Origin of the sequence: Staphylococcus cohnii subsp. cohnii, from assembly GCF_002902365.1 — a bacterium.
Taxonomy (GTDB): Bacteria; Bacillota; Bacilli; order Staphylococcales; family Staphylococcaceae; genus Staphylococcus; species Staphylococcus cohnii.
The window spans coordinates 117,872-143,400 of record NZ_PPQC01000067.1; the positions used below are offsets into that span (position 1 = coordinate 117,872).

The window sequence follows — 25,529 nt, forward strand, 5'->3', positions numbered from 1 at the left end:
ATTGCTGAAATATACAGGTTTAGAAAATAAAGATGTATTAGTAATAGGATTAGCAAAAAGTGGATATGAAGCAGCGAAATTATTACAAAAACTTGGCGCAAATGTCGTTGTTAACGATGGCAAGGATTTAAGTAGAGATGCACATGCAATTGATTTAGAAAATATGGGGGTCAAAGTTGTCGGTGGGGAGCACCCATTTTCTTTACTTGATAATGAACCACTCATTTTTAAAAACCCTGGCATACCTTATACTGTTCCGTTGATTCAAGAAGCGGAACGCCGAGGATTACAAATACTTACTGAAGTGGAATTGAGTTATTTAGTTTCAAAAGCACCTATTATTGGTGTGACAGGTACAAATGGAAAAACAACGGTAACTTCATTAATTGGAGATATGTTTAAAAAAAGTAGAATTACTGGTAAATTATCTGGCAATATAGGTTATGTTGCTTCAAAAGTGGCACAAGAAGTAGATGAAGAGGATTACCTTATAACTGAATTATCTTCATTTCAATTATTAGGCATTGATCAATATAAACCACATATCTCAATTATTACAAATATTTATTCGGCACATTTGGATTATCATGAAAATTTAGAGAATTATCAAAATGCCAAAAAGCAAATATATAAAAACCAAACAGAAGAGGATTACTTAATATGTAATTATCATCAACGCCATTTGATAGAATCTGAATCTTTAAAAGCCAAAGTATATTATTTTTCAACACAGCAAGAGGTTGATGGTATCTATGTAAAAGATGGTTATATTACATTTAAAGGTTTCCGACTTATTCATAAAGATGACTTAGTATTACCTGGTGAACATAATTTAGAAAACATACTAGCTGCTGTATTAGCTGCATTATTAGCAGGTATTTCTGTAAGAGCAATTATAGATAGTTTGACAACATTTTCAGGCATAGAACATAGGCTTCAATATGTAGGGTCAAACAAAACGAATAAATACTACAATGACTCAAAGGCTACTAATACTTTAGCAACGCAATTTGCGCTTAATTCATTTAAACAACCTATTATTTGGTTGTGTGGTGGTTTAGACAGAGGAAATGGATTTGATGAATTAATTCCATATATGAATAACGTCAGAGTGATGGTAACTTTTGGTGAAACACAAGATAAATTTGTGAAATTAGGCGAGAATCAAGGCAAATATGTAATAAAGGCTACTGATGTAGCGGATGCAGTCGATAAAGTACAATCAATTATTGAGCCTAATGACGTTGTATTATTATCGCCAGCTTGTGCTAGTTGGGATCAATACAATACATTCGAAGAGCGCGGAAATAAGTTTATAAAGAGTTTCCAAGCGCATTTACCTTCACTTTAAAGGTTGTGAAATAAATGTCAGATAAAGTTAGTGAATTTGATTCTGAATATTTAAAAGAGAAACGTGCAAAGCGACGTAAAAAACAAAAGCAAATCCAATATACTATTTTCGGTATTTTGTTATTTATCATTTTGCTGATTCTTATTTATATGTTCACACCATTAAGTAAAATCAACTCAGTAACCATTGAAGGTAATGATAATGTATCAAAAACTTCTATTAAAAAAGCTATTGATGTGAAAGATGATTCAAGAATGTATACCTATAGTACTTCAACAGCTGTTAATAATTTAAAAGAGAATAAATTAATAAAACATGCAGAAGTGACTAAAGTATTACCAAATAAGTTGAAGGTTAAAGTGACAGAAAGTCAAATCGTGGGTTTAGTTAAAAAGAAGGATGATTATGTTCCCATTCTTGAAGATGGTACAGAGTTAGAAAATTATGAAGATAGTAATGTAACAGATGACGGTCCCGTACTTGAAGGATTCAAAAAAGAGAAAAAAGAAAAAATGATACAAGAATTATCAAAAATGCCTGCAAAAGTTCGAGGTATGATTGCAGAAGTGCAATATGATCCACAAGAAAATTTACAAAATCAAATCAAATTATTTACGACAGATGAGATTCAAATTGTAGGTAACATAAATACTATTGGTAATAAGATGAAGTATTATCCTCAAATGTCACAATCATTAGAACGTGATGAATCTGGAAGTTTGAAAAAATCAGGTTATATTGATTTGTCAGTTGGCGCTTCTTTCATTCCTTATAGTGGCGGAAGTACGACTAAATCAACGAGTGATCAAAATGTTGATAAAGGAAATACACAGGAAGATAAGGCTAAAGACGAGTTACAAAGTGCAATAAATAAGATAAATAAAGAATCAGACAAAAATAATTAAAAAATTTAGACAAATACATGTGTTTATAGTTCACAAGCGTCAAAACGTATTGTAAACTGTTAATAGTGTGAACATGAATAAGTAATTGTCAGGAGGTGCCTATCTATGGAAGAGCATTATTATGTAAGTATAGATATCGGTTCGTCAAGTGTTAAAGCGATAGTGGGCGAAAAATTTCACAATGGAATAAATGTGATAGGTACAGGACAGACCTACACAAGTGGTATAAAAAATGGTCTTATTGATGATTTCGACATCGCAAAACAAGCGGTTAAAGATACAATCAAAAAAGCCTCTATTGCATCAGGCGTCGATGTTAAAGAAGTGTTTTTAAAACTTCCAATTATCGGTACTGAGGTATTTGATGAATCAAATGAAATTGAATTTTATGAAGATACTGAACTAGATGGTACACACATTGAAAGTGTACTGGAAGGTATACGTGAAAAAAATGATGTACCCGAAACAGAAATAATAAACGCATTCCCAATTAAATTTGTGGTAGATGGCGAAAATGAAGTATCAGATCCTAAAGAACTCATTGCTAGACACAGTTTAAAAGTTGAAGCTGGTGTCATTGCCATTCAAAAATCAATCTTAATAAACATGATTAAATGTGTAGAATCTTGCGGTGTAGACGTATTAGATGTTTATTCTGATGCATATAACTATGGGTCAGTACTTTCAGCAACAGAGAAAGAACTGGGTGCATGCATCATCGACATAGGTGAAGATATAACACAATTAGCATTTTACGAAAGAGGAGAGCTCGTGGATGCTGATGCCATAGAAATGGCTGGTAGAGATATAACAGAAGATATTGCAAAAGGTTTAAATACGTCATATGAAACGGCTGAAAAAATTAAACATCAATATGGTCACGCTTTCTTCGATTCAGCGTCCGATCATGACGTCTTCACTATTGACCAAGTAAATAGTGAAGAAGAAGCGCAATTTACTCAAAAAGATTTAGCAGATGTAATAGAAGCACGTGTGGAAGATATATTCTTTAATGTGTTTGATGTATTACAAGAGTTAGGTCTTACAAAGGTAAATGGTGGTTTCGTTGTAACTGGTGGTTCAGCTAATTTACTAGGCGTTAAAGAATTGCTTCAAGATATGGTAAGTGAAAAAGTAAGAATTCATACACCATCACAAATGGGCATAAGAAAACCAGAGTTTTCTTCAGCGATTTCAACGATTTCTAGTAGCATTACTTTCGACGAATTACTAGATTATGTTACAATTAATAATCATGACAGTGAAGAATTTGAAGAAGAAGTCATAGAATCAAATGATCGAGAAAATAGTACGAAGTCAAGCGGATTTGATTGGTTCAAAAAGAAATCAAACAAACAAGAAGAGCCACATACATCAACTTCTGATATAGAAGAACCAGAAGCGTCTGAGGCATACGAACATGAAGACAACAAAGAACAAGAACAAGAAGTACAAGAAAGTAAACCTCAAGACAAAGAAGAAAGTAAGTTCAAGAAACTTATGAAATCTCTATTCGATTGATTGGCCACTAAAACTAGGAGGAAATTTAAATGTTAGAATTTGAACAAGGATTTAATCATTTAGCGACGTTAAAAGTCATCGGTGTAGGGGGCGGCGGAAATAACGCTGTTAACCGAATGATTGATCATGGTATGAATAATGTTGAATTTATTTCTATCAATACGGATGGACAAGCTTTAAACTTATCTAAAGCGGAGTCTAAAATCCAAATTGGTGAAAAATTAACGCGTGGGTTAGGCGCTGGTGCAAACCCTGAAATAGGTAAAAAAGCTGCCGAAGAATCGCGTGAACAAATTGAAGATGCAATCCAAGGTGCTGATATGGTCTTCGTAACAGCAGGTATGGGTGGCGGTACTGGTACAGGTGCTGCGCCAGTTGTAGCGAAAATCGCAAAAGAAATGGGAGCGTTAACTGTTGGTGTTGTTACACGTCCATTTGGATTTGAAGGCCGTAAACGTCAAACACAAGCAGCTGCTGGTGTAGAATCAATGAAAGCTGCTGTTGACACATTAATCGTAATTCCTAATGACCGTTTATTAGATATTGTTGATAAGTCTACACCAATGATGGAAGCATTTAAAGAAGCTGACAATGTATTACGTCAAGGTGTTCAAGGTATTTCAGATCTAATCGCTGTTTCAGGTGAAGTTAACCTTGACTTTGCAGACGTTAAAACAATTATGTCTAACCAAGGTTCTGCGTTAATGGGAATCGGTGTTTCTTCTGGTGAAAACCGTGCAGTAGAAGCTGCTAAAAAAGCTATTTCTTCACCGTTATTAGAAACTTCTATTGTGGGTGCACAAGGTGTGTTAATGAACATTACTGGTGGAGAATCACTTTCATTATTCGAAGCACAGGAAGCAGCAGATATTGTACAAGATGCAGCAGATGAAGACGTTAATATGATTTTCGGTACTGTCATTAATCCAGAATTACAAGATGAAATCGTGGTAACAGTTATTGCTACTGGATTTGAAGATAAACCTTCATCTCAAGGTCGCAAAGCTTCAAATACTGGATTCGGCAATAGTGCATCATCTGGAAGTACAACTGCAAAAGAAGATTCATTCTCTTCTAGTGCATCACAATCTACAGATAGTGCAAATGAAGGTAGAACACATACTACAAATGAAGATGATATTCCTAGCTTTATTAGAAACCGTGAAGAAAGACGTTCTAGAAGAACTAGACGTTAATCTCGAATGAACTTCTTCTTCTGTTAGTTTTTCATAATAATTAATATTAATTAAGACAACATAAAACATATAGATGTCATCAGGTCCAAAGATCTGATGACTTTTTTGAATTTAGAAATTGGCATATAATTAGATGTGAAATACTTCGTTATGGAGCAAAATGCAGTTTCCAATTATTTAGAATCTCCCAATGACTTTAGATAGTTTGTAAATGTTGAATAGCTGGAGGTTTATGACATGCAAGAGAAATTTATTAAAGACCGTCATATTTTAAAATATGATGACAATCAATTAAACAATGTGAAATTGGGTATAACAACAAGAGAAGATGGATTTAGTAATTATCCGAAAAATGCATTTAACATGGCAAGATATATTAATGATGATCAAGATAATGTTACAAAGCATCAAATGTTACTTGCTTCTGTAATTCAGTTTCCTAGAGATCAATGGGTTTTTCCGATTCAAACACATGAAAATAAAGTGGTTGAAATTACAAACAAAGATAAGGGTACAAATATTGATAGACTTTCTAATGCGTTACATGGTATAGATGGTATGTATACATTTGAAAAAGATATTTTATTAACCATGTGTTATGCAGATTGTGTACCAATTTATTTTTACAGCGAAAAACATGACTTTATTGGTTTGGCTCATGCGGGTTGGCGTGGCACAGTAGGACAAATTGTCAACCAAATGTTAAAACATATACCATTTGATTTTAATGATTTAAAAGTTGTTATAGGACCAGCTACAGCAACTTCATATGAAATTAATGATGATATTAAAAGTAAATTTGAGCGCTTACCTATAGATTCACATCAATATATTGAGACGAGAGCAGAAAACCGTCACGGTATAGACTTAAAAAAAGCGAATGCTATGTTGTTAGCGTATGGTGGCGTCCCTGAAAATAACATTTATATAACGAATTATGCTACTTCAGAAGATTTAACTTTATTCTTTTCATATAGAGTAGAAAAAGGTAATACTGGTCGTATGTTAGCTTATATTGGTCAATAACTAAGAGGTGTATAAAAATTGGATGTACAACAAAGTTTAACGCAAATAAATAAACAATTGGACATACATTGTAAAAAAGGAAATATTACAACAGTCCCAAACGTGATAGCAGTGACAAAATATGTTACAATAGAGCGAGCTAATGATGCTTACCAAGCAGGTATTAGACATTTTGGTGAAAATCGTTTAGAAGGTTTTCAACAAAAAAAAGCAGCCTTACCAGACGATGTAGTCATGCATTTTATAGGTTCCTTACAAACAAGGAAAGTTAAAGAGGTAATCAATGATATCGACTATTTTCACGCTTTAGATCGTCTGAAATTAGCAAAAGAGATTAATAAAAGAGCTCAACATAAAGTGAAATGTTTTGTTCAAGTAAATGTTTCTGGAGAAACATCAAAACAAGGCATCGCTTTAGATGAAGTAGATACGTTTATTAAAGATTTAGAGCAATATGAAAACATTGAAATTACTGGTCTTATGACTATGGCACCATACACGGACGATGAACCGTACATTAAAGATTTATTCAAATCATTAAGAGCAAAAAGAGATGAAATTAAAGCGCTCAATTTAAATTTTGCACCATGCACAGAGTTGTCGATGGGAATGAGTAATGATTACCATTTAGCAGCTGAAGAAGGTGCGTCATTTGTGAGAATTGGGACTAAACTTGTAGGAAAAGAGGAGTGAGCCCCGTGGCTTTAAAAGATTTATTTAGTGGTTTTTTCGTAGTTGAAGAGGAAGACGATGATTTAAAAGCGCCACCCGAAGAAGAACAAGATAGACAACAAGCACAGTCTCAAACAAATTATAATAACCAACAAACTGAAAATACAGAAAGACAACGTATACAGTCCGTACCCAAAAAACAACCAACAAGATTACAACAATCAACAGGGGAAAGGAAGTATCAAATGAATAACAGTGCACCTAAAAATAATACTAGGAACGTTGTGAACATGAATAATCAAGAACAAAATAATTATGGATTTACACAAGAAAGTTCTAAAATGTGTTTATTTGAGCCACGCGTTTTTTCAGATACTCAAGATATTGCGGATGAATTAAAAAATCGCAGAGCAACTTTAGTAAACTTACAACGTATAGATAAAGTGTCGGCAAAAAGAATTATTGATTTTCTAAGTGGTACAGTTTATGCAATTGGTGGAGACATTCAACGTGTAGGTTCTGATATATTCTTATGTACACCAGATAATGTTGAAGTCGCAGGAAGCATAACGGACCAAATTGAAAATATGGAATACCAAAGTGAATAGAGGTAAACAGAAATGGATATAGGTTTATTAGCAAATATATTTCAATTTATTTTATTCTTGGTTCAAGTTTATTACTTTGGGATGATAGTGTATTTCTTTATGTCATGGCTTCCAGGCGCACGTGAGAATAAATTCGGTCGATTTTTATCAAAATTGTATGAGCCGTTTTTAGAACCATTCCGTAAAATTATTCCGCCCATCGGCATGATTGATATTTCTTCAATTGTTGCAATTATTGTTTTATATCTATTTAGAATGGGACTAGCAAATATTTTTAGCCTTATATTAAATTATTTAGCATAGCCTATTTTAAATATAATTCATGAAACATACGGAGCTAAAAATAACTAATGTATAAAATAAATGTTAAGCACCTAACGTTAAAAACGAGAGGTGCTTTAACTTATATTTGGAGTGAAATCACATCGATATTTATCAACATTTTAGAAAAGAAGAGCATGAATTAATCGATCAACTTATCGATAAGTGTTATCGTGCCAACGAACAATTTGCGCCTGTGTTAACTTCTTTTTTAGATCCCAGAGGCCAATATATATTAAATGTTGTAGTTGGTAGTTTTCAAGATTTAGAAGTAACATTTTATGGAGGACCATTTGCTGAGAGACAAAGAGCCATCATAGCACCAGATTACTTTCAACCTGAAGTGGAAGATTTTGAAATCATTCTTTTTGAAATTGATTATCCTCAAAAATTTGTGACACTTCAACATCAACATGTACTGGGTACAATTATGTCATTAGGTATCGAAAGAGATCAATTAGGTGACATTGTGGTAGATGAAAGTATACAATTTACTTTGACAAAGCAATTAGAATCATATATTATGTTGGAATTAAATAAAATTAAAGGTGCTGCAGTTAAACTAAATGCGATATCAATAAAAGATATGATACAATCAAAAGAGAACTGGCACTCATTTGAGACAACTGTATCTGGTTTACGTTTAGATGTCGTTCTAAAAGAAATGATTCGTAAATCGCGTTCTATTAGCAAACAGTTAATTGAAAAAAAACGTGTTAAAGTTAATCATACGATTATTGATTCTGCTGATTTTCAACTGGACAAAGGTGACTTACTATCTATTCAAGGTTATGGAAGAGCAATGATTGTTGATATTGGTGGAAAAACAAAAAAAGATAAAACACGAATTTCCTACAAAACTTTATTCAAATAAGTTATACTTATAGAGTGTAAAACAACCGAATTTTAACGACTAAAATTAGCAGTGTTACGATATAAAATAAATTTTATTTCTGATATTTAATGAAATAACAAAATAGTGTATGATAAAAGGAGGATAATGACGCATGGCTTTTACACCAAGTGAAATAAAAAACAAGTCATTTACTCGTGTTAAAACGGGTTTTGAACCAACTGAAGTTGAAAGTTATTTAGAACAACTCAGTAATGAAATTGAACGTTTAAAAGAAGATAAAGCACAATTAGAAAAAGTTGTTGAAGATAAAGAAACGAATATTCAATCTTATAAAGATGTGCATCAGTCAGTGAGCGATGCATTAGTTCAAGCGAAACAAGCTGGAGAAGAAACGAAAGCAGCAGCAAATAAAGACGCAGAGGCAACAATTGCAAAAGCGAAAAGTGAAGCAGATCGAATTGTCAATGATGCAGTTGAAAAAGCCCGTAGACTTTCTTTCCAAACAGAAGATATGAAGCGTCAATCTAAAATATTTAGATCTCGTTTCCGTATGTTAGTAGAAGCACAATTAGATTTACTTAAAAATGATGATTGGGATTATTTATTAAATTATGACCTTGATTCTGAACAAGTAACACAAGAGAACATTAATCATTTAAATGAAAATGAATTAACTGAAGAAGAAAAAGCGATGAAAGCAAAAGCAGATAGTGCAGCAGAAGCGGATGCAGATGCAACAGATAATGAGAATAAACAATAAACAAACAACAGACGCGTAAGAAACAGTCGATATATTCAAGCGAGTTAGGGATAGTGCGAGCCTAATATATATTTGTTTCTTATATCACTGTCGTTTAAATTGAATAACATGCAATGAGAGAACTCTAAGTTGAGTTAATCAGGGTGGTAACGCGGTAAATATCGTCCCTGTTAATTGAACTTAGAGTTCTTTTTATTGTTTGATACTAGACAAGTTAGAATATTGTAATAAGGAGTGTAGGAAATGGATTACAAAGATACGTTATTAATGCCAAAAACGAATTTTCCAATGCGTGGAGGATTACCAAATAAAGAACCAAAGATTCAAGAAGAATGGGATGCTAATGATATTTATCAAAAAGCATTAGAAAAAAACAAAGATAATGAACATTACATTTTACACGATGGTCCACCGTATGCAAATGGTAATTTACATATGGGACATGCGTTAAATAAAATTTTGAAGGACTTTATTACCCGTTATAAAACAATGCAAGGTTTCTATACACCATATGTTCCAGGTTGGGATACACATGGATTACCAATCGAACAAGCACTTACTAAAAAAGGTGTTAAGCGTAAAGAATTATCAATTGCTGAATTTAGAAGAAAATGTGAAGCATTTGCGTTAGAGCAAATTGAAAATCAAAAAAAAGATTTTAAACGACTTGGTGTTAAAGGAGATTTTGCTAATCCTTATATAACATTAAAACCAGAATACGAAGCGGCTCAAATTCGTTTGTTTGGTGAAATGGCTGATAAAGGACTTATTTATAAAGGTAAAAAACCAGTTTATTGGTCACCATCTAGTGAATCTTCATTAGCTGAAGCAGAAATTGAATATCAAGATAAGCGTTCGCCATCTATTTATGTCGCATTTGATGTTAAAGATAGTAAAGGTATTGTTGCTGAAGATGCAAAATTCGTTATTTGGACTACTACACCTTGGACATTACCATCTAATGTTGCAATCACTGTACATCCAGATTTAGTTTATGGTCAATATAATGTGAATGGTGACAAATATATTATCGGTAAAGACTTAGTAGCTAATGTTGCAGAAGCATTAGAATGGGATGAAGATGCCATTGAACTAGAAAAAGAATTCAAAGGTAGTGACTTAGAATACATCGAAACACAACATCCATTCGTTGATCGTGTGTCACTTGTAATTAATGGATTACATGTTACAACAGATGCTGGTACAGGATGTGTTCATACAGCTCCTGGACACGGGGAAGATGACTTTATAGTAGGTCAAAAATATAACTTGCCTGTTATCAGCCCTGTAGATGATAAAGGTGTATTTACTGAAGAAGCTGGTCAATTTGAAGGTATGTTCTACGATAAAGCCAATAAAGAAATTACAGATTTATTAAAAGAGAATGGTTCATTATTGAAATTAGAATTCATGACACATAGTTACCCACATGACTGGCGTACTAAAAAACCTGTTATTTTCCGTGCAACACCACAATGGTTTGCTTCTATTGATAAAGTACGTCAAGATATTTTAGATGCAATCGAAAATACACACTTTAAGGTTGATTGGGGCAGAACTCGTATTTACAACATGGTAAGAGACCGTGGCGAATGGGTTATTTCACGCCAACGTGTTTGGGGTGTGCCATTACCAGTATTTTATGCGGAAAATGGCGACATTATTATGACTAAAGAAACTGTTAATCATGTTGCAGATTTATTCCAAGAGCATGGTTCAAATGTGTGGTTTGAGCGAGAAGCTAAAGATTTATTACCTGATGGATTCACACATCCTAGCAGCCCGAATGGTGTATTTACAAAAGAAACAGATATCATGGATGTTTGGTTCGATTCAGGGTCATCACACCGTGGTGTATTAGAAGAACGTCCGGAATTGTCTTATCCTGCTGATTTATATTTAGAAGGCAGTGATCAGTATCGTGGTTGGTTTAACTCCTCAATTACAACATCTGTTGCTACGAGAGGTATTTCACCATACAAAATGTTACTTTCACATGGATTCGTCATGGACGGTGACGGTAAAAAAATGAGTAAATCATTGGGCAATGTCATCGTACCTGATCAAATAGTAAAACAAAAAGGTGCAGATATTGCACGTCTTTGGGTAAGTAGTGTTGATTATTTATCAGATGTGCGTATTTCTGATGAAATTTTAAAACAAACTTCTGATGTATATCGTAAAATTAGAAATACACTAAGATTTATGTTGGGTAATTTAAATGATTATAATCCGTCAACAGATGCAATCCCAGAATCTGATTTATTAGAAGTAGATAAATATTTATTAAATAGATTACGTGAATTTACTGCGAACACATTAGACAATTATGATAACTATGATTATTTAGATATATATCAAGAATTACAAAATTTCATTAACGTTGAACTAAGTAATTTCTATTTAGATTATGGTAAAGACATCTTATATATAGAAGAACAAAATGCGCATAAACGTCGTAGTATGCAAACTGTGTTATACCAAATTGTAGTAGACATGACGAAATTATTAGCACCTATTCTAGCACATACATCTGAAGAAGTATGGTCACATATTCCACATGTAGAGGAAGAAAGTGTGCATTTATCACGCATGCCTGAACGTGTAGCTGTTGACACTGAATTCATGGAAAAATGGAATACATTTATGAAATTGCGTGACGATGTGAACCGAGCTTTAGAAGTTGCACGTAATGAAAAAGTAATTGGAAAATCATTAGAAGCCAAAGTAGTAATCGGTAGTAACGATAACTTTGATGCAACTACATTTTTACAACAATTTTCTGATTTACATCAACTATTCATTACTTCACAAGCAGAGGTAGTTGATAAAGTTGAAAATGGAGAAGCATATCAATATGGTGATATCCACATTGAACATGCTCATGGAGAAAAATGTGAACGTTGTTGGAATTATAGTGAAACATTAGGTTCTGTAGGCGAACTAGATAACCTATGCCCACGTTGTCAAGCAGTTGTTAAAACACTTGTTTAAACATTTATAAATGAAAATGTAGAAGTATAGCAATAACTGTATTAACAAAAATATTCCACAGTTTTGTTCCAACATAATTGAATTGAATTAAATAAAGTTCGATATGTGTTTTAAATACTACAACAACTTTCGACTAATATTTTTGAATAACCTGAGACATCGTTGCGATGTCCCAGGTTTTCTTTTCTCTTATATAAAGATTAAGCGAAATATTTAGCAAATCCAATTTTTAGATTAAAATGAGCATATTGAAATTTAAAATTGAACAATTCATATATAATGAATGCAATAAGTAATTAGAAAGGTGTTAAATATGTTCCATAACGAAAGTGCGCATTTTGTAAATGGCATTATATTAAATGTGAGAGACAAAGATGAAATGAAAAAATTTTATGGTGACATAATAGGATTAAATGTAGTGAATGAATCATATTCTACGATTCAATATGAGATTGGAAATCTAAATCACTTCATGACACTTAATCAAATAAATATGGGCAGAGAACCACTTGTTTCAGAAGCAGGTTTATTTCACTTAGCTATTAAATTACCAACTAAAACAGATTTAGCAGACTTACTTGTACAATTAAGTGAATATAAAATACCAATCAACGGTGGAGAACATGATATTTCAACTTCATTATATTTAGAAGATACTGAAGGAAATGGTTTAGAGTTTTATGTAGACAATCCAATTGATGAATGGTCTATTGAAAATGAAAAAGCAGTATTAGAAACAAAACCATTAAATGTACCTAAATTATTAACATATGTCTCAGATGAAAAATGGCAAGGCATTCCTGATGACAGTATTATCGGATATATTAATTTAAAAACAATTCGGTTAAAAAGAGTTAAACAATATTATAAAAATTACTTTGGTTTGGTCCCATCTTCTGTAGAAACAGATAGTGCAGTATATTTGGCATCAAATGGTTATCATCAACATCTTGTAGTGAATAATTGGCTATCAAGTGTTAAACGTATAGAAAATCATAAAACTTATGGTCTAGCATGCGTGGATTTTCATTTTCCAGAAACAACACATAAATTATTGACTGGTCCCGATGGAATTCAGTTTAGGTTTAATTATTATTCTGTACTTTAAAAGAATGTCTATTTGAATAATCTTTCAAAAAATTAACTTAATATTTGAACTGTAACTTTTTTTATAAGTTTGATTAGGATATAATGAGAGTTGTTGTAAAAATCGACCGCACGTAGAATAAATAGGAGGTACAGACATGAAACGTCAGTACTATATTGGTACTTCTATATTTATAACAATCGTTATACTTATATTAGATCAAATCACAAAATTTATAATAACTAAAACAATGCAAATTGGTGACTCATTTGAAGTAATTCCTAATTTTTTGAGCATCACTTCACATAGAAATAATGGTGCAGCATGGGGGATTTTAAGTGGAAAGATGGCTTTTTTCTATATCATAACTGTCATTATTCTGATTATACTCATTGTCTTTTTTATAAAAGAAGCGAAGCATAATTTATTGATGCAAATTGCTATAAGTTTGTTATTTGCTGGTGCTTTAGGTAACTTTATTGACCGTGTATTAAACGGTGAAGTTGTAGACTTTGTTGATACTTATATATTTAGTTATAATTTTCCAATATTTAACGTAGCTGATTCTAGTTTAACTATAGGCGTCGTTTTAGTAATAATCGCTTTATTAAGGGATATGAGGACAGAAGAATAGGAGAGATATTGTATGGAGTTTCATGAGTTTAACATAGAAGACCCAGTTAACGCAGGACAACGAATAGATAAACTATTGCCTGAATTTAATGCTGAATGGTCACGTACTCAAATGCAAGATTGGATAAAAGAAGGTTTAGTTAAAGTCAATGATAAAGTGATAAAATCCAATTATAAAACTAAGGTAAATGATAAAATTGTAGTAACTGAAAAAGAAATTGTTGAGGCAGATATTAAACCAGAAAATCTAAATCTGAATTTTTATTATGAGGATGATGATGTTGCAATTGTTTATAAACCTAAGGGTATGGTAGTCCATCCTTCTGCAGGTCATTATTCAGGTACGTTAGTAAATGGTTTAATGTATCAAATGAAAGACTTATCTGGTATAAATGGTGAAATACGTCCGGGAATTGTACATCGTATTGATAAAGATACTTCTGGTTTATTAATGATTGCGAAAAACGATATTGCACATCGTAGTTTAGTTGAACAATTGATAGATAAATCAGTTACGCGTAAGTATATCGCATTAGTACATGGTAACATTCCACATGATTACGGTACTGTTGATGCACCTATTGGTCGAAATAAAAATGACCGTCAATCAATGGCTGTGGTCGATGATGGTAAAGACGCAATCACTCACTTTAATGTATTAGAACATTTTAATAAGTATACTTTAATAGAGTGTCAGTTAGAAACAGGTCGTACCCACCAAATTCGTGTGCATATGAAATATATTGGTTACCCATTAGTAGGAGATCCAAAATATGGTCAGAAGAAAACATTAGATATTGGTGGTCAAGCATTACATGCGGCAGTGATTGGTTTTGAACATCCAGTTACACAAGCTTACATTGAAAAGACATCACCTTTGCCAGATGATTTTGAACAACTTTTAAATGATATTCGTAAATCTGATAATTAAAAAGGCTAAGTGGTATGACAAATTAAAAGTCATACCATGATATTGATATGAGAGTGGACAGAAATCTAATTTTATTAAATAGGCTTCGTTGTCCCACCTCGACAAGGATAACTAGAATTGAAAAAATGATTTAAAGAAAAACGATAGCTTTTACAAATCGAACGATATTCTAATATAGACTTGCAACAACATGTTATTCATGATAATATAATGACAGTTTAATAAAGAACGAACGTCTTTAATTGAAAGTCCAGAGAGGCTTCGAAGACATGTAATGAAAATGGAATATACAAACAAAGCATTTTAGTCAAAAATAGCTAAAAGCCATCGTAGTTTTATAGTAAACGCGATAAAAATCGTAATCTCAGACACAAAATGGGTTATGATGGAGAAATCATCTGAATTTCAGATATGTCTCTGCGTTTTGTTTGTAATATTTTATTACGCAACCTCATGTCTTCTGAAGATGTGAGGTTTTTTTATATCATTAAGATTAAGGTAGGTGCCCAAAATGTCAGAACGAGTGATTATGGATGAAGCAGCAATACAAAGAACAGTGACACGTATTGCACATGAAATCTTAGAATATAATAAAGGTACTGATGATTTAATTTTGTTAGGTATTAAAACAAGAGGGGCATTTTTAGCGCGACGGATACAACAAAAAATTGAACAAATTGAAGAACTCACTGTTCCAACAGGTACCATTGATATCACACAATTTAGAGATGATTTGGAACAGACAATAGATCAAGTTTCAGAGCAAACATATGAAATTGATGTCAATATAACAAATCAAGTCGTAATTATAGTGGATGATGTTTTATATACTGGACGCACAGTTAGGGCATCACTTGATGCAGTACTTCAATATGCAAGACCTAGAAAAATAGGGCTAGCAACACTTATCGATCGCGGACATAGAGAACTGCCGATACGCGCAGACTTTGTTGGTAAAAACATACCTACTGCTAGAGAAGAAGCAGTCTCAGTTTTTCTTAGTGAAATAGATAGTAGAAATGCAGTTGTAATTGAATAAATCAACACCTTTTAATTCAGTACGAGAGACTGAAAAAGGGAAGAGAATCATGTGGTAGTTAAAATCAAGTTTCAAAACAACCACATTTCAAAATATAGTTATATTATATAAAACATATACTATAGATTCTCTCCATATCATCTGATCTTAATTTAAACTAAGTATTCAAATAACAATCCTAACGCTTTGAGCAGTAATGTTGTTTGAATGAGCTAAATTTTGATTTGAAGATTGATACTTTTTAAGTCTCTTTACATGAAAACAATGTAAAGAGACTTTTTTAATGAGAGGAAGCGGAAAGTCATGGAAAATGAAACAATGTTTGAACGGACAGCTAAACCAGTATTAGATGTACAAGATAAACCTAAATTAGGACAATTGGCATTTTTAAGCACCCAACATTTATTTGCAATGTTTGGATCGACTGTTCTCGTACCTTTTTTAACTGGATTACCCATATCATCTGCCTTACTAGCATCAGGCATAGGGACATTATTGTATATACTAATTACAAAAGCGAAAATACCTGCATATTTAGGTTCAAGTTTCGCATTTATCACACCAATCATAACTGGATTGAATTCACATGGTTTAGGTGACATGTTAGTGGCATTGTTTATGAGCGGTGTAATGTATGTGCTCATTGGATTAGCTATTAGATTAAGCGGAACAGGGTGGCTTATGCACTTACTCCCTCCTGTTGTTGTCGGACCTGTCATTATGGTGATTGGTTTGAGTCTAGCACCTACTGCGGTTAACATGGCAATGTTTGAAAATTCAGGAGATATGAAAGGTTATAACTTAAGTTATTTAGTAGTAGCAATGATTACATTACTTGTAACGATTATCGTTCAAGGATATTTTAAAGGTTTCTTGTCTCTTATACCTGTCTTAATAGGCATTATCACGGGTTACATTGTTTCAATTTTCATGGGACTTGTTAACTTTAAACCTGTAGCCGAAGCAAAATGGCTGCAGTTTCCAGAGGTGTATCTACCGTTTAAAGATTACACGCCATCATTTCATTTAGGTTTGGTTCTCGTTTTAATACCAATCGTTTTTGTTACGGTAAGTGAGCATATTGGACATCAAATGGTGATTAACAAAATCGTGGGACGAAATTTCTTTAAAGATCCAGGATTAGATAAATCCATTATTGGTGACGGTGTGTCAACAATGTTTGCAAGTATTATAGGTGGTCCTCCAAGTACAACTTACGGAGAAAACATCGGCGTATTAGCTATCACGAAAATTTATAGTATATATGTGATTGGCGGTGCTGCAGTCATAGCTATAATATTAGGGTTTGTAGGCAAATTCACAGCATTAGTTTCATCTATACCAACACCTGTTATGGGAGGTGTATCGATATTACTTTTCGGAATTATTGCAGCAAGTGGTCTGAGAATGCTTGTAGAAAGTGAGGTTGATTTTGCAAGTAATCGAAATCTTGTCATTGCATCAGTCATATTAGTAATAGGTATAGGCAACCTCGTCTTCAACTTAAACGGGATAGGTATTAATTTAGAAATTGAAGGTATGGCATTAGCAGCACTCGCAGGTATTCTACTAAACTTAATTTTACCGCAAGAGATTGAAACAAATAAATAAATGCGTATTTCATTATTAGGAGGCTGAAAAATGGATAATTTACTATCAATGGAACATCTAACTACAAATGAGATTTATGAACTAATCGAAATTGCTAGCGGTATTAAAAACGGATCGTTTAAACCACATAATTATGAAGACAAATTTGTAGCAAATTTATTTTTCGAAAATTCTACACGTACGAAAAGTAGTTTTTTAGTGGCAGAGCAAAAATTAGGGTTAAAATTGATTGATTTTGAGACGAGCACTTCTTCAGTTCAAAAAGGTGAGAGCTTATACGATACGTGTAAAACATTAGAACAAGTAGGTGCAGATGTTTTAGTAATTAGACATTCAGATACAACATACTATAATGATTTAAATTCACTGAAGTTACCGATTATCAATGCAGGTGATGGAAGTGGACAGCATCCAACACAAAGTTTATTAGACCTTATGACAATATATGAAGAGTACGACACATTTAAAGATTTAAATATTTTAATATGCGGAGACATAAAAAACTCTCGTGTAGCGAGAAGTAACTTCCAAAGTTTAACAGCACTCGGTGCAAACGTTATGTTCTCAAGTCCTGAAGCATGGAGAGATGACACTTTAGCAGCACCCTATGTTGATATAGATAAAGTGATAGATGATATAGATATTGTCATGTTACTTAGAGTACAGCACGAAAGACATGGAGATGAAGAAACATCAAATTTTGAAAATCAAAATTATCACGAAAACTTTGGTTTGACGAAAGAACGTTATAATCGATTGAAATCATCAGCAATTGTTATGCATCCAGCACCTGTCAATCGTGGTGTTGAAATTGATGATTGTTTAGTGGAAGCAGAAAAATCACGCATCTTTAAACAGATGGAAAATGGCATGTATACACGTATGGCTGTCATTGAGTATATATTACAAACAAAGGAGGCAGAAATAAATGAAATTGCTAACTAATGCGAAAATCTTAGAAAATGGTGAACTTAAAACCACTTCTATCTTAATAGAGGGTAAAAATATAAAAAAAATTGCGTCAGATATAGAGGTTGATGACGATGTTGAAATCATTGATTTAAAAGGGGATTTTGTTGCTCCAGGTTTAGTTGATGTACATGTACACTTAAGAGAACCGGGTGGTGAACATAAAGAAACAATTGCAACAGGGACTCAAGCAGCTGCAAGAGGAGGTTTTACGACAGTTTGTCCAATGCCAAACACGCGACCTGTACCTGACTCTGTTGAAAATTTAGAGCGTTTAAACAAATTAATCGAAGAAAATGCACAAGTTAGAGTTTTGCCATATAGTGCAATCACAGTTAGACAAGCAGGTAATGAACACGTAGATTTCGAAGCTTTAGCAAAATTAGGTACATTTGCCTTTACTGATGATGGCGTAGGTGTACAACAAGCAAATATGATGTATGAAGCTATGCAGCAAGCAGCAAAAGTAAATAAAGCAGTTGTTGCGCATTGTGAAGATAATAGTTTGATATATGGCGGTGCTATGCATGAAGGGGAACGTAGTAAAACTTTAGGTATACCGGGCATACCTAATATTTGTGAAGCGGTTCAAATTGCGAGAGATGTTCTATTAGCTGAAGCAGCAGGAGCACATTACCATGTGTGTCATGTATCTACAAAAGAAAGTGTAAGAGCTATAAGAGATGCTAAAAAAGCAGGTATTCATGTAACAGCAGAAGTGACACCACATCATTTATTATTAACTGAAGAGGATGTGCCTGGCGATGATGCAATCTATAAAATGAATCCTCCTTTAAGAAGTAAAGAAGATCGAGCTGCGCTAATCGAAGGATTGTTGGATGGGACAATAGATTGCATTGCTACAGACCATGCACCACATGCGAAAGAAGAAAAAGCACAACCAATGACAAAAGCACCTTTTGGCATCGTTGGCAGTGAAACAGCATTTCCATTATTGTATACGCACTTTGTAAAAAATGGAGATTGGTCATTACAACAATTGGTTGATTATTTAACAATCAAACCATCTCAAATATTTGATTTACCTTATGGAAAATTAGAAGAAGGTGGTTTGGCTGACCTTACTGCCATTAATCTAGAAGAAGAGCAAGAGATTAGGGCAGAAGATTTTGCATCTAAAGGAACCAATACACCATTTATAGGTGAAAAAGTATACGGTACTCCAGTATTAACATTGGTAGAAGGTGAAGTTAAATTTAAGGAGGAAAAGTAATGTTGCAAAAACGCTATTTAGTTTTAGAAGATGGAACATATTATGAAGGTTATCCATTAGGTTCAGATCATTTGACGAAAGGTGAAATAGTATTTAATACTGCTATGACAGGATATCAAGAAACGATATCAGATCCATCATACACTGGACAAATTATTACATTTACTTATCCATTAATAGGAAACTACGGAATTAATCGAGATGATTTTGAATCACTGATACCAACATTGAGTGGTGTTGTTGTTAAAGAAGCGAGCACTTATCCGAGCCATTTTCGCATGCAAAAAACATTCCACGAAGTGTTAAAAGACTATGATATACCAGGTATTTCTGGCGTGGATACACGTAGTATTACTCGGAAAATTAGAAACTATGGCGTTTTAAAAGCAGCTTTTACAGATAATAAGGCAGATATTCCACAATTGTTAGAAGAGTTGAAGGTAATTGAATTACCTAGAGATGAAGTGAAAACAGTGTCTACGAAGACACCATATGTGTCAACTGGCTATGATTTAAGTGTTGTATTAGTAGATTTTGGTAAAAAACAAAATATTGTGAGAGAACTTAATTTACGTGGTTGTAACGTTACAGTTGTACCTTATGATTCCACAGCAGAAGAAATTATTAGAATGTCACCAGACGGTGTGATGTTATCAAATGGCCCTGGTGATCCAGAAGAAGTCAAAGTTGCAATTAATATGATTAATGGCATTTTAGGAAAAATTCCTTTCTTTGGCATTTGCTTAGGACATCAATTATTTGCGCTTTCACAAGGAGCTACATCATTTAAAATGAAATTTGGACATAGAGGTGCAAATCATCCTGTGAAAGATTTAAAAACTGGGAAAATAGCATTAACAAGCCAAAATCATGGTTATGCAATTGATAAAGATTCATTAGTTAATACACCATTAGAAATCACACATGTTGCGATTAATGATGGTACAGTTGAAGGATTAAGACACAAATCATTACCTGCATTTTCAGTACAATATCATCCTGAAGCCAATCCTGGCCCGACAGATTCAAATTATTTGTTTGATGAATTTATTAAAATGATGCATGACTTTAAAGAAAAGGAGCTTTTGACAAATGCCTAAACGTAACGATATTAAAACGATTTTAGTAATAGGATCTGGACCGATTATTATAGGTCAAGCTGCAGAGTTTGATTATGCCGGAACACAAGCTTGCTTAGCATTACGAGAAGAAGGTTATCGTGTTATATTAGTAAATTCAAATCCAGCGACAATCATGACGGATAATGAAATTGCTGACAAAGTCTATATTGAACCCTTAACGCATGATTTTATTGCACGTATTATTCGTAAAGAACAACCTGATGCTTTACTACCAACCTTAGGTGGTCAAACAGGGCTTAATATGGCGATTCAATTACATGATAGTGGCGTATTAGAAGCGAACAATGTACAACTACTTGGTACAAAACTAGCGTCTATTCAACAAGCGGAAGATAGAGAATTATTCAGAGACTTAATGAATGAGCTAGATGTTCCCGTTCCGGAAAGTGATATCGTAAATACTTTAGAACAGGCGTTTGAATTTAAAGAAGTGGTAGGATACCCATTAATTGTGAGACCTGCTTTCACTATGGGCGGTACTGGCGGTGGTATTTGCCATAATGATGAAGAGTTCAGACAAGTGGTAACAAACGGCTTGCATTACAGCCCTGCAACGCAATGTTTAATAGAAAAATCAATTGCAGGTTTTAAAGAGATTGAATATGAAGTGATGCGCGATAAAAATGATAATGCCATTGTTGTTTGTAACATGGAGAATATAGATCCAGTCGGTATACATACAGGGGATTCAATTGTAGTAGCACCTAGCCAAACTTTATCAGACGTTGAATATCAAATGTTACGTGATGTGTCGTTAAAAGTGATTCGTGCTTTGGGCATTGAAGGTGGCTGTAATGTACAACTGGCATTAGATCCACACTCAATGAAATATTATATTATTGAAGTGAATCCACGTGTTTCACGTTCATCAGCTTTAGCTTCAAAGGCTACAGGCTATCCGATTGCAAAATTAGCTGCCAAAATAGCGATAGGCTTATCATTAGATGAAATGCTGAATCCAATAACTAAAACGTCTTATGCTGCATTTGAACCTACGTTGGATTATGTTATAACAAAAATTCCACGTTTTCCGTTTGATAAGTTTGAAAAAGGTGAACGTGTGCTAGGTACACAAATGAAAGCAACTGGTGAGGTAATGGCGATTGGCCGAACATATGAAGAGTCTTTATTGAAAGCGATTCGTTCACTTGAATATGGTGTACATCATTTAGGATTACCAAATGGTGAAACATATGATTTAGATTATATAAAAACGCGTATACAAGATCAAGATGATGAACGTTTATTCTTTATAGGAGAAGCTATAAGACGAGGTACATCATTAGAAGAAATACACGAAATGACTAAGATTGATTATTTCTTCTTAAATAAATTCCTACACATCATTGATATAGAACATGATTTAAAAGAACACAAAGGAGATATAGACTATTTAAAATTTGCTAAGAGTTATGGTTTTAGTGATCGAGTTATTGCACATCGTTTTGATATGTCAGAATCTGAAGTTTATAACTTAAGAAAACAACATAATATTTCACCAGTATATAAAATGGTAGATACTTGTGCAGCAGAATTTGAATCTGCTACTCCATATTACTATGGCACATATGAACAAGAAAATGAGTCAATCGTCACTGAAAAAGAGAAAATATTAGTTTTAGGTTCAGGACCAATTAGAATCGGTCAAGGTGTAGAATTTGATTACGCAACTGTGCATGCTGTTTGGGCAATTCAGCAAGCTGGTTATGAAGCTATTATCGTCAATAATAATCCTGAAACAGTATCTACAGACTTCTCAATTTCAGACAAATTATATTTTGAACCATTAACAGAAGAAGATGTAATGAATATTATAAATATTGAACAACCAAAAGGTGTAGTAGTTCAGTTTGGCGGTCAAACTGCGATTAATTTAGCAGATAAAATTGAAAAGTATGGTGTGAAAATTTTAGGTACATCACTTGAAGATCTGAACCGTGCAGAAGATCGTAAAGAATTTGAGGCGCTATTACATACGATTGATGTGCCTCAACCTAACGGTAAAACAGCAACTTCAGCTGAAGAAGCGCTCAAAAATGCACGTGCAATAGGATATCCTGTAGTAGTTAGACCATCATATGTATTAGGTGGACGTGCTATGGAAATCGTGTATAACGATGAAGAGTTAACCAATTATATGAACCAAGCAGTGAAAGCGAGTCCGGATCATCCTGTATTAGTTGATAGATATCTCACAGGTAAAGAAATTGAAGTCGATGCTATCTCAGATGGTGAAACGGTAATTATACCTGGGATTATGGAACATATTGAACGCGCTGGTGTTCATTCAGGTGATTCGATTGCAGTATATCCTCCACAAACCTTGACACAAGAAGAGCTTAAAACACTTGAAGATTATACAATTCGCTTGGCGAAAGGTCTAAATATCGTAGGTTTAATCAATATCCAATTTGTTATTGCACATGATGGTGTATATGTTTTAGAAGTGAACCCTCGTGCGAGTCGTACAGTTCCTTTCTTAAGTAAAATTACACATATACAAATGGCACAGTTGGCCATGCGTGCAATTATAGGGGAGCAACTTACAGAATTAGGATATAGCGAAGGTGTTCAGCCATATAGTGAAGGTGTCTTTGTCAAAGCACCGGTATTTAGCTTTAATAAATTGAAAAATGTAGATATCACATTAGGACCTGAAATGAAGTCAACTGGAGAAGTAATGGGCAAAGATTTAACTATGGAAAAGGCTTTATATAAAGGTTTGACAGCAAGTGGTATGGAAGTTAAAGATTATGGCACGGTATTGATGACAGTAAGTGATAAAGATAAAGATGAAATTGTGAACATTGCAGCTCGTTTAAATGAAGTCGGCTATAAAATATTAGCTACTGAAGGTACTGCTAAAAAATTAGAAAATAACCATATAACTGCAGAAACTGTAGGGAAAATTGGTGGAGAAGACGATTTATTATCACGTATCCAAACGAATGATGTGCAAATTGTGATTAATACGATGACAAAAGGAAAGGAAGTTGAACGTGATGGTTTTCAAATCAGACGTGCTTCTGTAGAAAATGGTGTACCTTGTCTAACTTCATTAGATACAGCGGAAGCATTAACTTCGGTTATAGAAAGCATGACTTTCACGATGAAAAATATGTAAAGTTTAATTTTCAATGTCAAGAAAAAGAAAACAATTGTTTATGTTTAAGTAAAATTATGATATTGACAGTAGATAGCTAGGATGAAAAACAGTTTTATAAATTTTTCTCCTAGTTGTCGTTGTCAGAATGAAAAAATTTTAAAATATCATTGCTGTCAGATGATGCCTTTACACGCTTGGCAAATATAATAACAAAGATATTATGAGAGGCGATATATATGCAAAATAACCTACCTATTATTGCTTTAGATTTTGATTCAGCAGAAGCAGTTGAACAATTTTTAGATCAATTTGATGAACCCTTATTTGTCAAAGTCGGGATGGAACTTTTTTATCAAACTGGTCCGTCATTAATCACTAATATTAAAAAACGTGGTCATCGCATATTCTTAGATTTAAAATTACATGATATTCCTAACACTGTTGGCAAAGCAATGGAAGGCTTAAGTAAATTAGATGTCGATTTAGTAAATGTACATGCGGCTGGTGGTTCAGAAATGATGAAACGAGCCCTAGAAGGCATTAAAAAATATAATAGTAATATTAAAATTATTGCAGTGACACAATTAACGTCAACTACTGAAATAATGTTACATGATGAACAAAATATCCAAAGTACAATGGATGAAGCAGTTTTGAATTATGCGCGTTTAGCCAAATTATCAGGTTTAGATGGCGTTGTATGTTCACCACTTGAGGCAAAATTATTAACACAAGAATTAGGTGAAGATTTCTTGAAAGTGACGCCAGGCATCCGACCGGAAAATACTTCCTCCGATGATCAGCAACGTGTTACGACACCAGAAAAGGCAAGCATTTTTGGTGCTACACATATTGTTGTAGGGCGACCAATCACGCAGAGTGAAACTCCGGTTAAGAGTTACCAAAAAATTAAAGAAAGTTGGTTGAAATCAAATGACTAAATCAATAGCACAAGCATTGTTGGACATAAAAGCTGTATCATTATCTCCCAATGATCCATTTACTTGGAGTTCAGGCATTAAATCACCAATATATTGTGATAATCGTGTTACATTAGGTTTTCCAGACGTACGTAATCATATTAGAGATGGACTACAAGCATTGATTGAATCACATTTTAAAGATATTGAAGTTATATCAGGGACTGCAACGGCCGGTATTCCGCATGCAGCTTATGTCTCAGAAGTGATGAACTTACCGATGAACTATGTTCGATCAAAAAGTAAAAGCCATGGTAAACAGAATCAAATTGAAGGTGCATCAAGTGAAGGTAAAAAGGTAGTAGTTATAGAAGATTTAATATCTACAGGTGGTTCTTCAATAACTGCAGTAGAAGCATTGAAAGCTGCTGGTGCGAATGTCATAGGTGTAGTAGCAATTTTTACTTATGGTTTGAAAAAAGCAGATGAACAATTTGCACAAGCTGGAGTTCCTTTTTATACATTAAGTAATTATAATGAATTAATTGAAGTTGCAAGAGAAAATGGAGAAATTTCTGAAAATGATATTACTACATTAGTTGATTGGAGAGATAACTTGTCATAAAATGTTAAGTGGAGGGGATGTT

At 33.5% G+C, this 25,529-nt stretch carries 22 protein-coding genes; all 22 read left to right on the plus strand.

All coding sequences use genetic code 11. The features are described 5' to 3' along the window. The first annotated feature begins 1 nt into the window (after position 1). The 22 genes from murD to pyrE all read left to right on the plus strand — a co-directional run bounded on the left by murD (position 2) and on the right by pyrE (position 25,507). Positions 2 to 1,351, plus strand: coding sequence for a UDP-N-acetylmuramoyl-L-alanine--D-glutamate ligase (gene murD / locus CD032_RS11680; protein ID WP_019469312.1), 1,350 nt, complete (start codon positions 2 to 4; stop codon positions 1,349 to 1,351). Between the two features lie 14 nt (positions 1,352 to 1,365). Beyond that, on the plus strand, positions 1,366 to 2,256 hold the full coding sequence (locus CD032_RS11685) for a cell division protein FtsQ/DivIB (RefSeq protein ID WP_103211510.1): 891 nt from the start codon (positions 1,366 to 1,368) through the stop codon (positions 2,254 to 2,256). A 105-nt stretch (positions 2,257 to 2,361) separates the two neighbouring features. Further along, positions 2,362 to 3,777 (plus strand): cell division protein FtsA, encoded by a 1,416-nt coding sequence (ftsA, locus tag CD032_RS11690; RefSeq protein ID WP_019469314.1) that lies wholly within the window; start codon positions 2,362 to 2,364, stop codon positions 3,775 to 3,777. A 29-nt stretch (positions 3,778 to 3,806) separates the two neighbouring features. After that, positions 3,807 to 4,973 carry a cell division protein FtsZ gene (ftsZ, locus tag CD032_RS11695; RefSeq protein ID WP_019469315.1) on the plus strand — a complete coding sequence of 389 codons (1,167 nt, stop codon included), beginning with the start codon at positions 3,807 to 3,809 and terminating at the stop codon, positions 4,971 to 4,973. A 237-nt stretch (positions 4,974 to 5,210) separates the two neighbouring features. Next, entirely contained in the window at positions 5,211 to 5,999 is a 789-nt protein-coding gene (gene pgeF, locus CD032_RS11700; RefSeq protein WP_019469316.1) for a peptidoglycan editing factor PgeF, read from the plus strand. Positions 6,000 to 6,017: 18 nt separating this feature from the next. Then, entirely contained in the window at positions 6,018 to 6,692 is a 675-nt protein-coding gene (locus CD032_RS11705) for a YggS family pyridoxal phosphate-dependent enzyme (protein ID WP_019469317.1), read from the plus strand. 5 nt (positions 6,693 to 6,697) lie between these two features. Continuing rightward, positions 6,698 to 7,279: a cell division protein SepF gene (locus tag CD032_RS11710; RefSeq protein WP_019469318.1), complete on the plus strand. Its 582-nt coding sequence runs from the start codon at positions 6,698 to 6,700 to the stop codon at positions 7,277 to 7,279. Between the two features lie 12 nt (positions 7,280 to 7,291). Further along, positions 7,292 to 7,582: a YggT family protein gene (locus CD032_RS11715; RefSeq protein WP_019469319.1), complete on the plus strand. Its 291-nt coding sequence runs from the start codon at positions 7,292 to 7,294 to the stop codon at positions 7,580 to 7,582. 121 nt (positions 7,583 to 7,703) lie between these two features. Next, complete coding sequence (locus tag CD032_RS11720; RefSeq protein WP_026034797.1) at positions 7,704 to 8,474, plus strand: YlmH family RNA-binding protein; 771 nt, start codon at positions 7,704 to 7,706, stop codon at positions 8,472 to 8,474. A gap of 133 nt (positions 8,475 to 8,607) precedes the next feature. Then, positions 8,608 to 9,216: a DivIVA domain-containing protein gene (locus CD032_RS11725; protein WP_019469321.1), complete on the plus strand. Its 609-nt coding sequence runs from the start codon at positions 8,608 to 8,610 to the stop codon at positions 9,214 to 9,216. A gap of 243 nt (positions 9,217 to 9,459) precedes the next feature. After that, complete coding sequence (gene ileS, locus CD032_RS11730; RefSeq protein ID WP_019469322.1) at positions 9,460 to 12,210, plus strand: isoleucine--tRNA ligase; 2,751 nt, start codon at positions 9,460 to 9,462, stop codon at positions 12,208 to 12,210. 313 nt (positions 12,211 to 12,523) lie between these two features. Further along, positions 12,524 to 13,318 carry a VOC family protein gene (locus CD032_RS11735; protein WP_019469323.1) on the plus strand — a complete coding sequence of 265 codons (795 nt, stop codon included), beginning with the start codon at positions 12,524 to 12,526 and terminating at the stop codon, positions 13,316 to 13,318. Positions 13,319 to 13,454: 136 nt separating this feature from the next. Then, entirely contained in the window at positions 13,455 to 13,931 is a 477-nt protein-coding gene (gene lspA / locus CD032_RS11740; RefSeq protein WP_019469324.1) for a signal peptidase II, read from the plus strand. 12 nt (positions 13,932 to 13,943) lie between these two features. Beyond that, positions 13,944 to 14,861: an RluA family pseudouridine synthase gene (locus tag CD032_RS11745; protein ID WP_064263623.1), complete on the plus strand. Its 918-nt coding sequence runs from the start codon at positions 13,944 to 13,946 to the stop codon at positions 14,859 to 14,861. A 511-nt stretch (positions 14,862 to 15,372) separates the two neighbouring features. Continuing rightward, positions 15,373 to 15,900, plus strand: coding sequence for a bifunctional pyr operon transcriptional regulator/uracil phosphoribosyltransferase PyrR (gene pyrR, locus CD032_RS11750; protein WP_019469326.1), 528 nt, complete (start codon positions 15,373 to 15,375; stop codon positions 15,898 to 15,900). A 303-nt stretch (positions 15,901 to 16,203) separates the two neighbouring features. Then, complete coding sequence (locus CD032_RS11755; RefSeq protein WP_040030548.1) at positions 16,204 to 17,511, plus strand: uracil-xanthine permease family protein; 1,308 nt, start codon at positions 16,204 to 16,206, stop codon at positions 17,509 to 17,511. 30 nt (positions 17,512 to 17,541) lie between these two features. Further along, positions 17,542 to 18,456: an aspartate carbamoyltransferase catalytic subunit gene (locus CD032_RS11760; protein ID WP_040030549.1), complete on the plus strand. Its 915-nt coding sequence runs from the start codon at positions 17,542 to 17,544 to the stop codon at positions 18,454 to 18,456. Then, on the plus strand, positions 18,440 to 19,714 hold the full coding sequence (pyrC, locus tag CD032_RS11765) for a dihydroorotase (protein ID WP_019469329.1): 1,275 nt from the start codon (positions 18,440 to 18,442) through the stop codon (positions 19,712 to 19,714). Before CD032_RS11760 ends, pyrC begins: the two co-directional genes overlap by 17 nt. Next, positions 19,714 to 20,814, plus strand: a complete 1,101-nt coding sequence (locus CD032_RS11770) for a carbamoyl phosphate synthase small subunit (RefSeq protein WP_019469330.1) — start codon at positions 19,714 to 19,716, stop codon at positions 20,812 to 20,814. The genes pyrC and CD032_RS11770 overlap by 1 nt, the downstream gene beginning before the upstream one ends. Further along, positions 20,807 to 23,980 carry a carbamoyl-phosphate synthase large subunit gene (carB, locus tag CD032_RS11775; RefSeq protein ID WP_019469331.1) on the plus strand — a complete coding sequence of 1,058 codons (3,174 nt, stop codon included), beginning with the start codon at positions 20,807 to 20,809 and terminating at the stop codon, positions 23,978 to 23,980. The genes CD032_RS11770 and carB overlap by 8 nt, the downstream gene beginning before the upstream one ends. A gap of 218 nt (positions 23,981 to 24,198) precedes the next feature. Continuing rightward, positions 24,199 to 24,903, plus strand: a complete 705-nt coding sequence (pyrF, locus tag CD032_RS11780) for an orotidine-5'-phosphate decarboxylase (protein WP_019469332.1) — start codon at positions 24,199 to 24,201, stop codon at positions 24,901 to 24,903. Next, positions 24,896 to 25,507, plus strand: a complete 612-nt coding sequence (gene pyrE, locus CD032_RS11785; protein WP_019469333.1) for an orotate phosphoribosyltransferase — start codon at positions 24,896 to 24,898, stop codon at positions 25,505 to 25,507. The genes pyrF and pyrE overlap by 8 nt, the downstream gene beginning before the upstream one ends. Positions 25,508 to 25,529: the final 22 nt, after the last annotated feature.

What these genes read in the sequence shown, in the direction of transcription:
- CD032_RS11685 (WP_103211510.1), top strand. Translation starts at nt 1,366, where the DNA reads ATGTCAGATAAAGTTAGTGAATTTGATTCTGAATATTTAAAAGAGAAA.
- ileS (WP_019469322.1), top strand. Translation starts at nt 9,460, where the DNA reads ATGGATTACAAAGATACGTTATTAATGCCAAAAACGAATTTTCCAATG.
- CD032_RS11755 (WP_040030548.1), top strand. Translation starts at nt 16,204, where the DNA reads ATGGAAAATGAAACAATGTTTGAACGGACAGCTAAACCAGTATTAGAT.
- ftsA (WP_019469314.1), top strand. Translation starts at nt 2,362, where the DNA reads ATGGAAGAGCATTATTATGTAAGTATAGATATCGGTTCGTCAAGTGTT.
- CD032_RS11715 (WP_019469319.1), top strand. Translation starts at nt 7,292, where the DNA reads ATGGATATAGGTTTATTAGCAAATATATTTCAATTTATTTTATTCTTG.
- pyrF (WP_019469332.1), top strand. Translation starts at nt 24,199, where the DNA reads ATGCAAAATAACCTACCTATTATTGCTTTAGATTTTGATTCAGCAGAA.
- CD032_RS11745 (WP_064263623.1), top strand. Translation starts at nt 13,944, where the DNA reads ATGGAGTTTCATGAGTTTAACATAGAAGACCCAGTTAACGCAGGACAA.
- pyrR (WP_019469326.1), top strand. Translation starts at nt 15,373, where the DNA reads ATGTCAGAACGAGTGATTATGGATGAAGCAGCAATACAAAGAACAGTG.
- ftsZ (WP_019469315.1), top strand. Translation starts at nt 3,807, where the DNA reads ATGTTAGAATTTGAACAAGGATTTAATCATTTAGCGACGTTAAAAGTC.
- CD032_RS11760 (WP_040030549.1), top strand. Translation starts at nt 17,542, where the DNA reads ATGGATAATTTACTATCAATGGAACATCTAACTACAAATGAGATTTAT.
- CD032_RS11725 (WP_019469321.1), top strand. Translation starts at nt 8,608, where the DNA reads ATGGCTTTTACACCAAGTGAAATAAAAAACAAGTCATTTACTCGTGTT.
- pyrE (WP_019469333.1), top strand. Translation starts at nt 24,896, where the DNA reads ATGACTAAATCAATAGCACAAGCATTGTTGGACATAAAAGCTGTATCA.
- pyrC (WP_019469329.1), top strand. Translation starts at nt 18,440, where the DNA reads ATGAAATTGCTAACTAATGCGAAAATCTTAGAAAATGGTGAACTTAAA.
- lspA (WP_019469324.1), top strand. Translation starts at nt 13,455, where the DNA reads ATGAAACGTCAGTACTATATTGGTACTTCTATATTTATAACAATCGTT.
- CD032_RS11770 (WP_019469330.1), top strand. Translation starts at nt 19,714, where the DNA reads ATGTTGCAAAAACGCTATTTAGTTTTAGAAGATGGAACATATTATGAA.
- CD032_RS11735 (WP_019469323.1), top strand. Translation starts at nt 12,524, where the DNA reads ATGTTCCATAACGAAAGTGCGCATTTTGTAAATGGCATTATATTAAAT.
- carB (WP_019469331.1), top strand. Translation starts at nt 20,807, where the DNA reads ATGCCTAAACGTAACGATATTAAAACGATTTTAGTAATAGGATCTGGA.
- pgeF (WP_019469316.1), top strand. Translation starts at nt 5,211, where the DNA reads ATGCAAGAGAAATTTATTAAAGACCGTCATATTTTAAAATATGATGAC.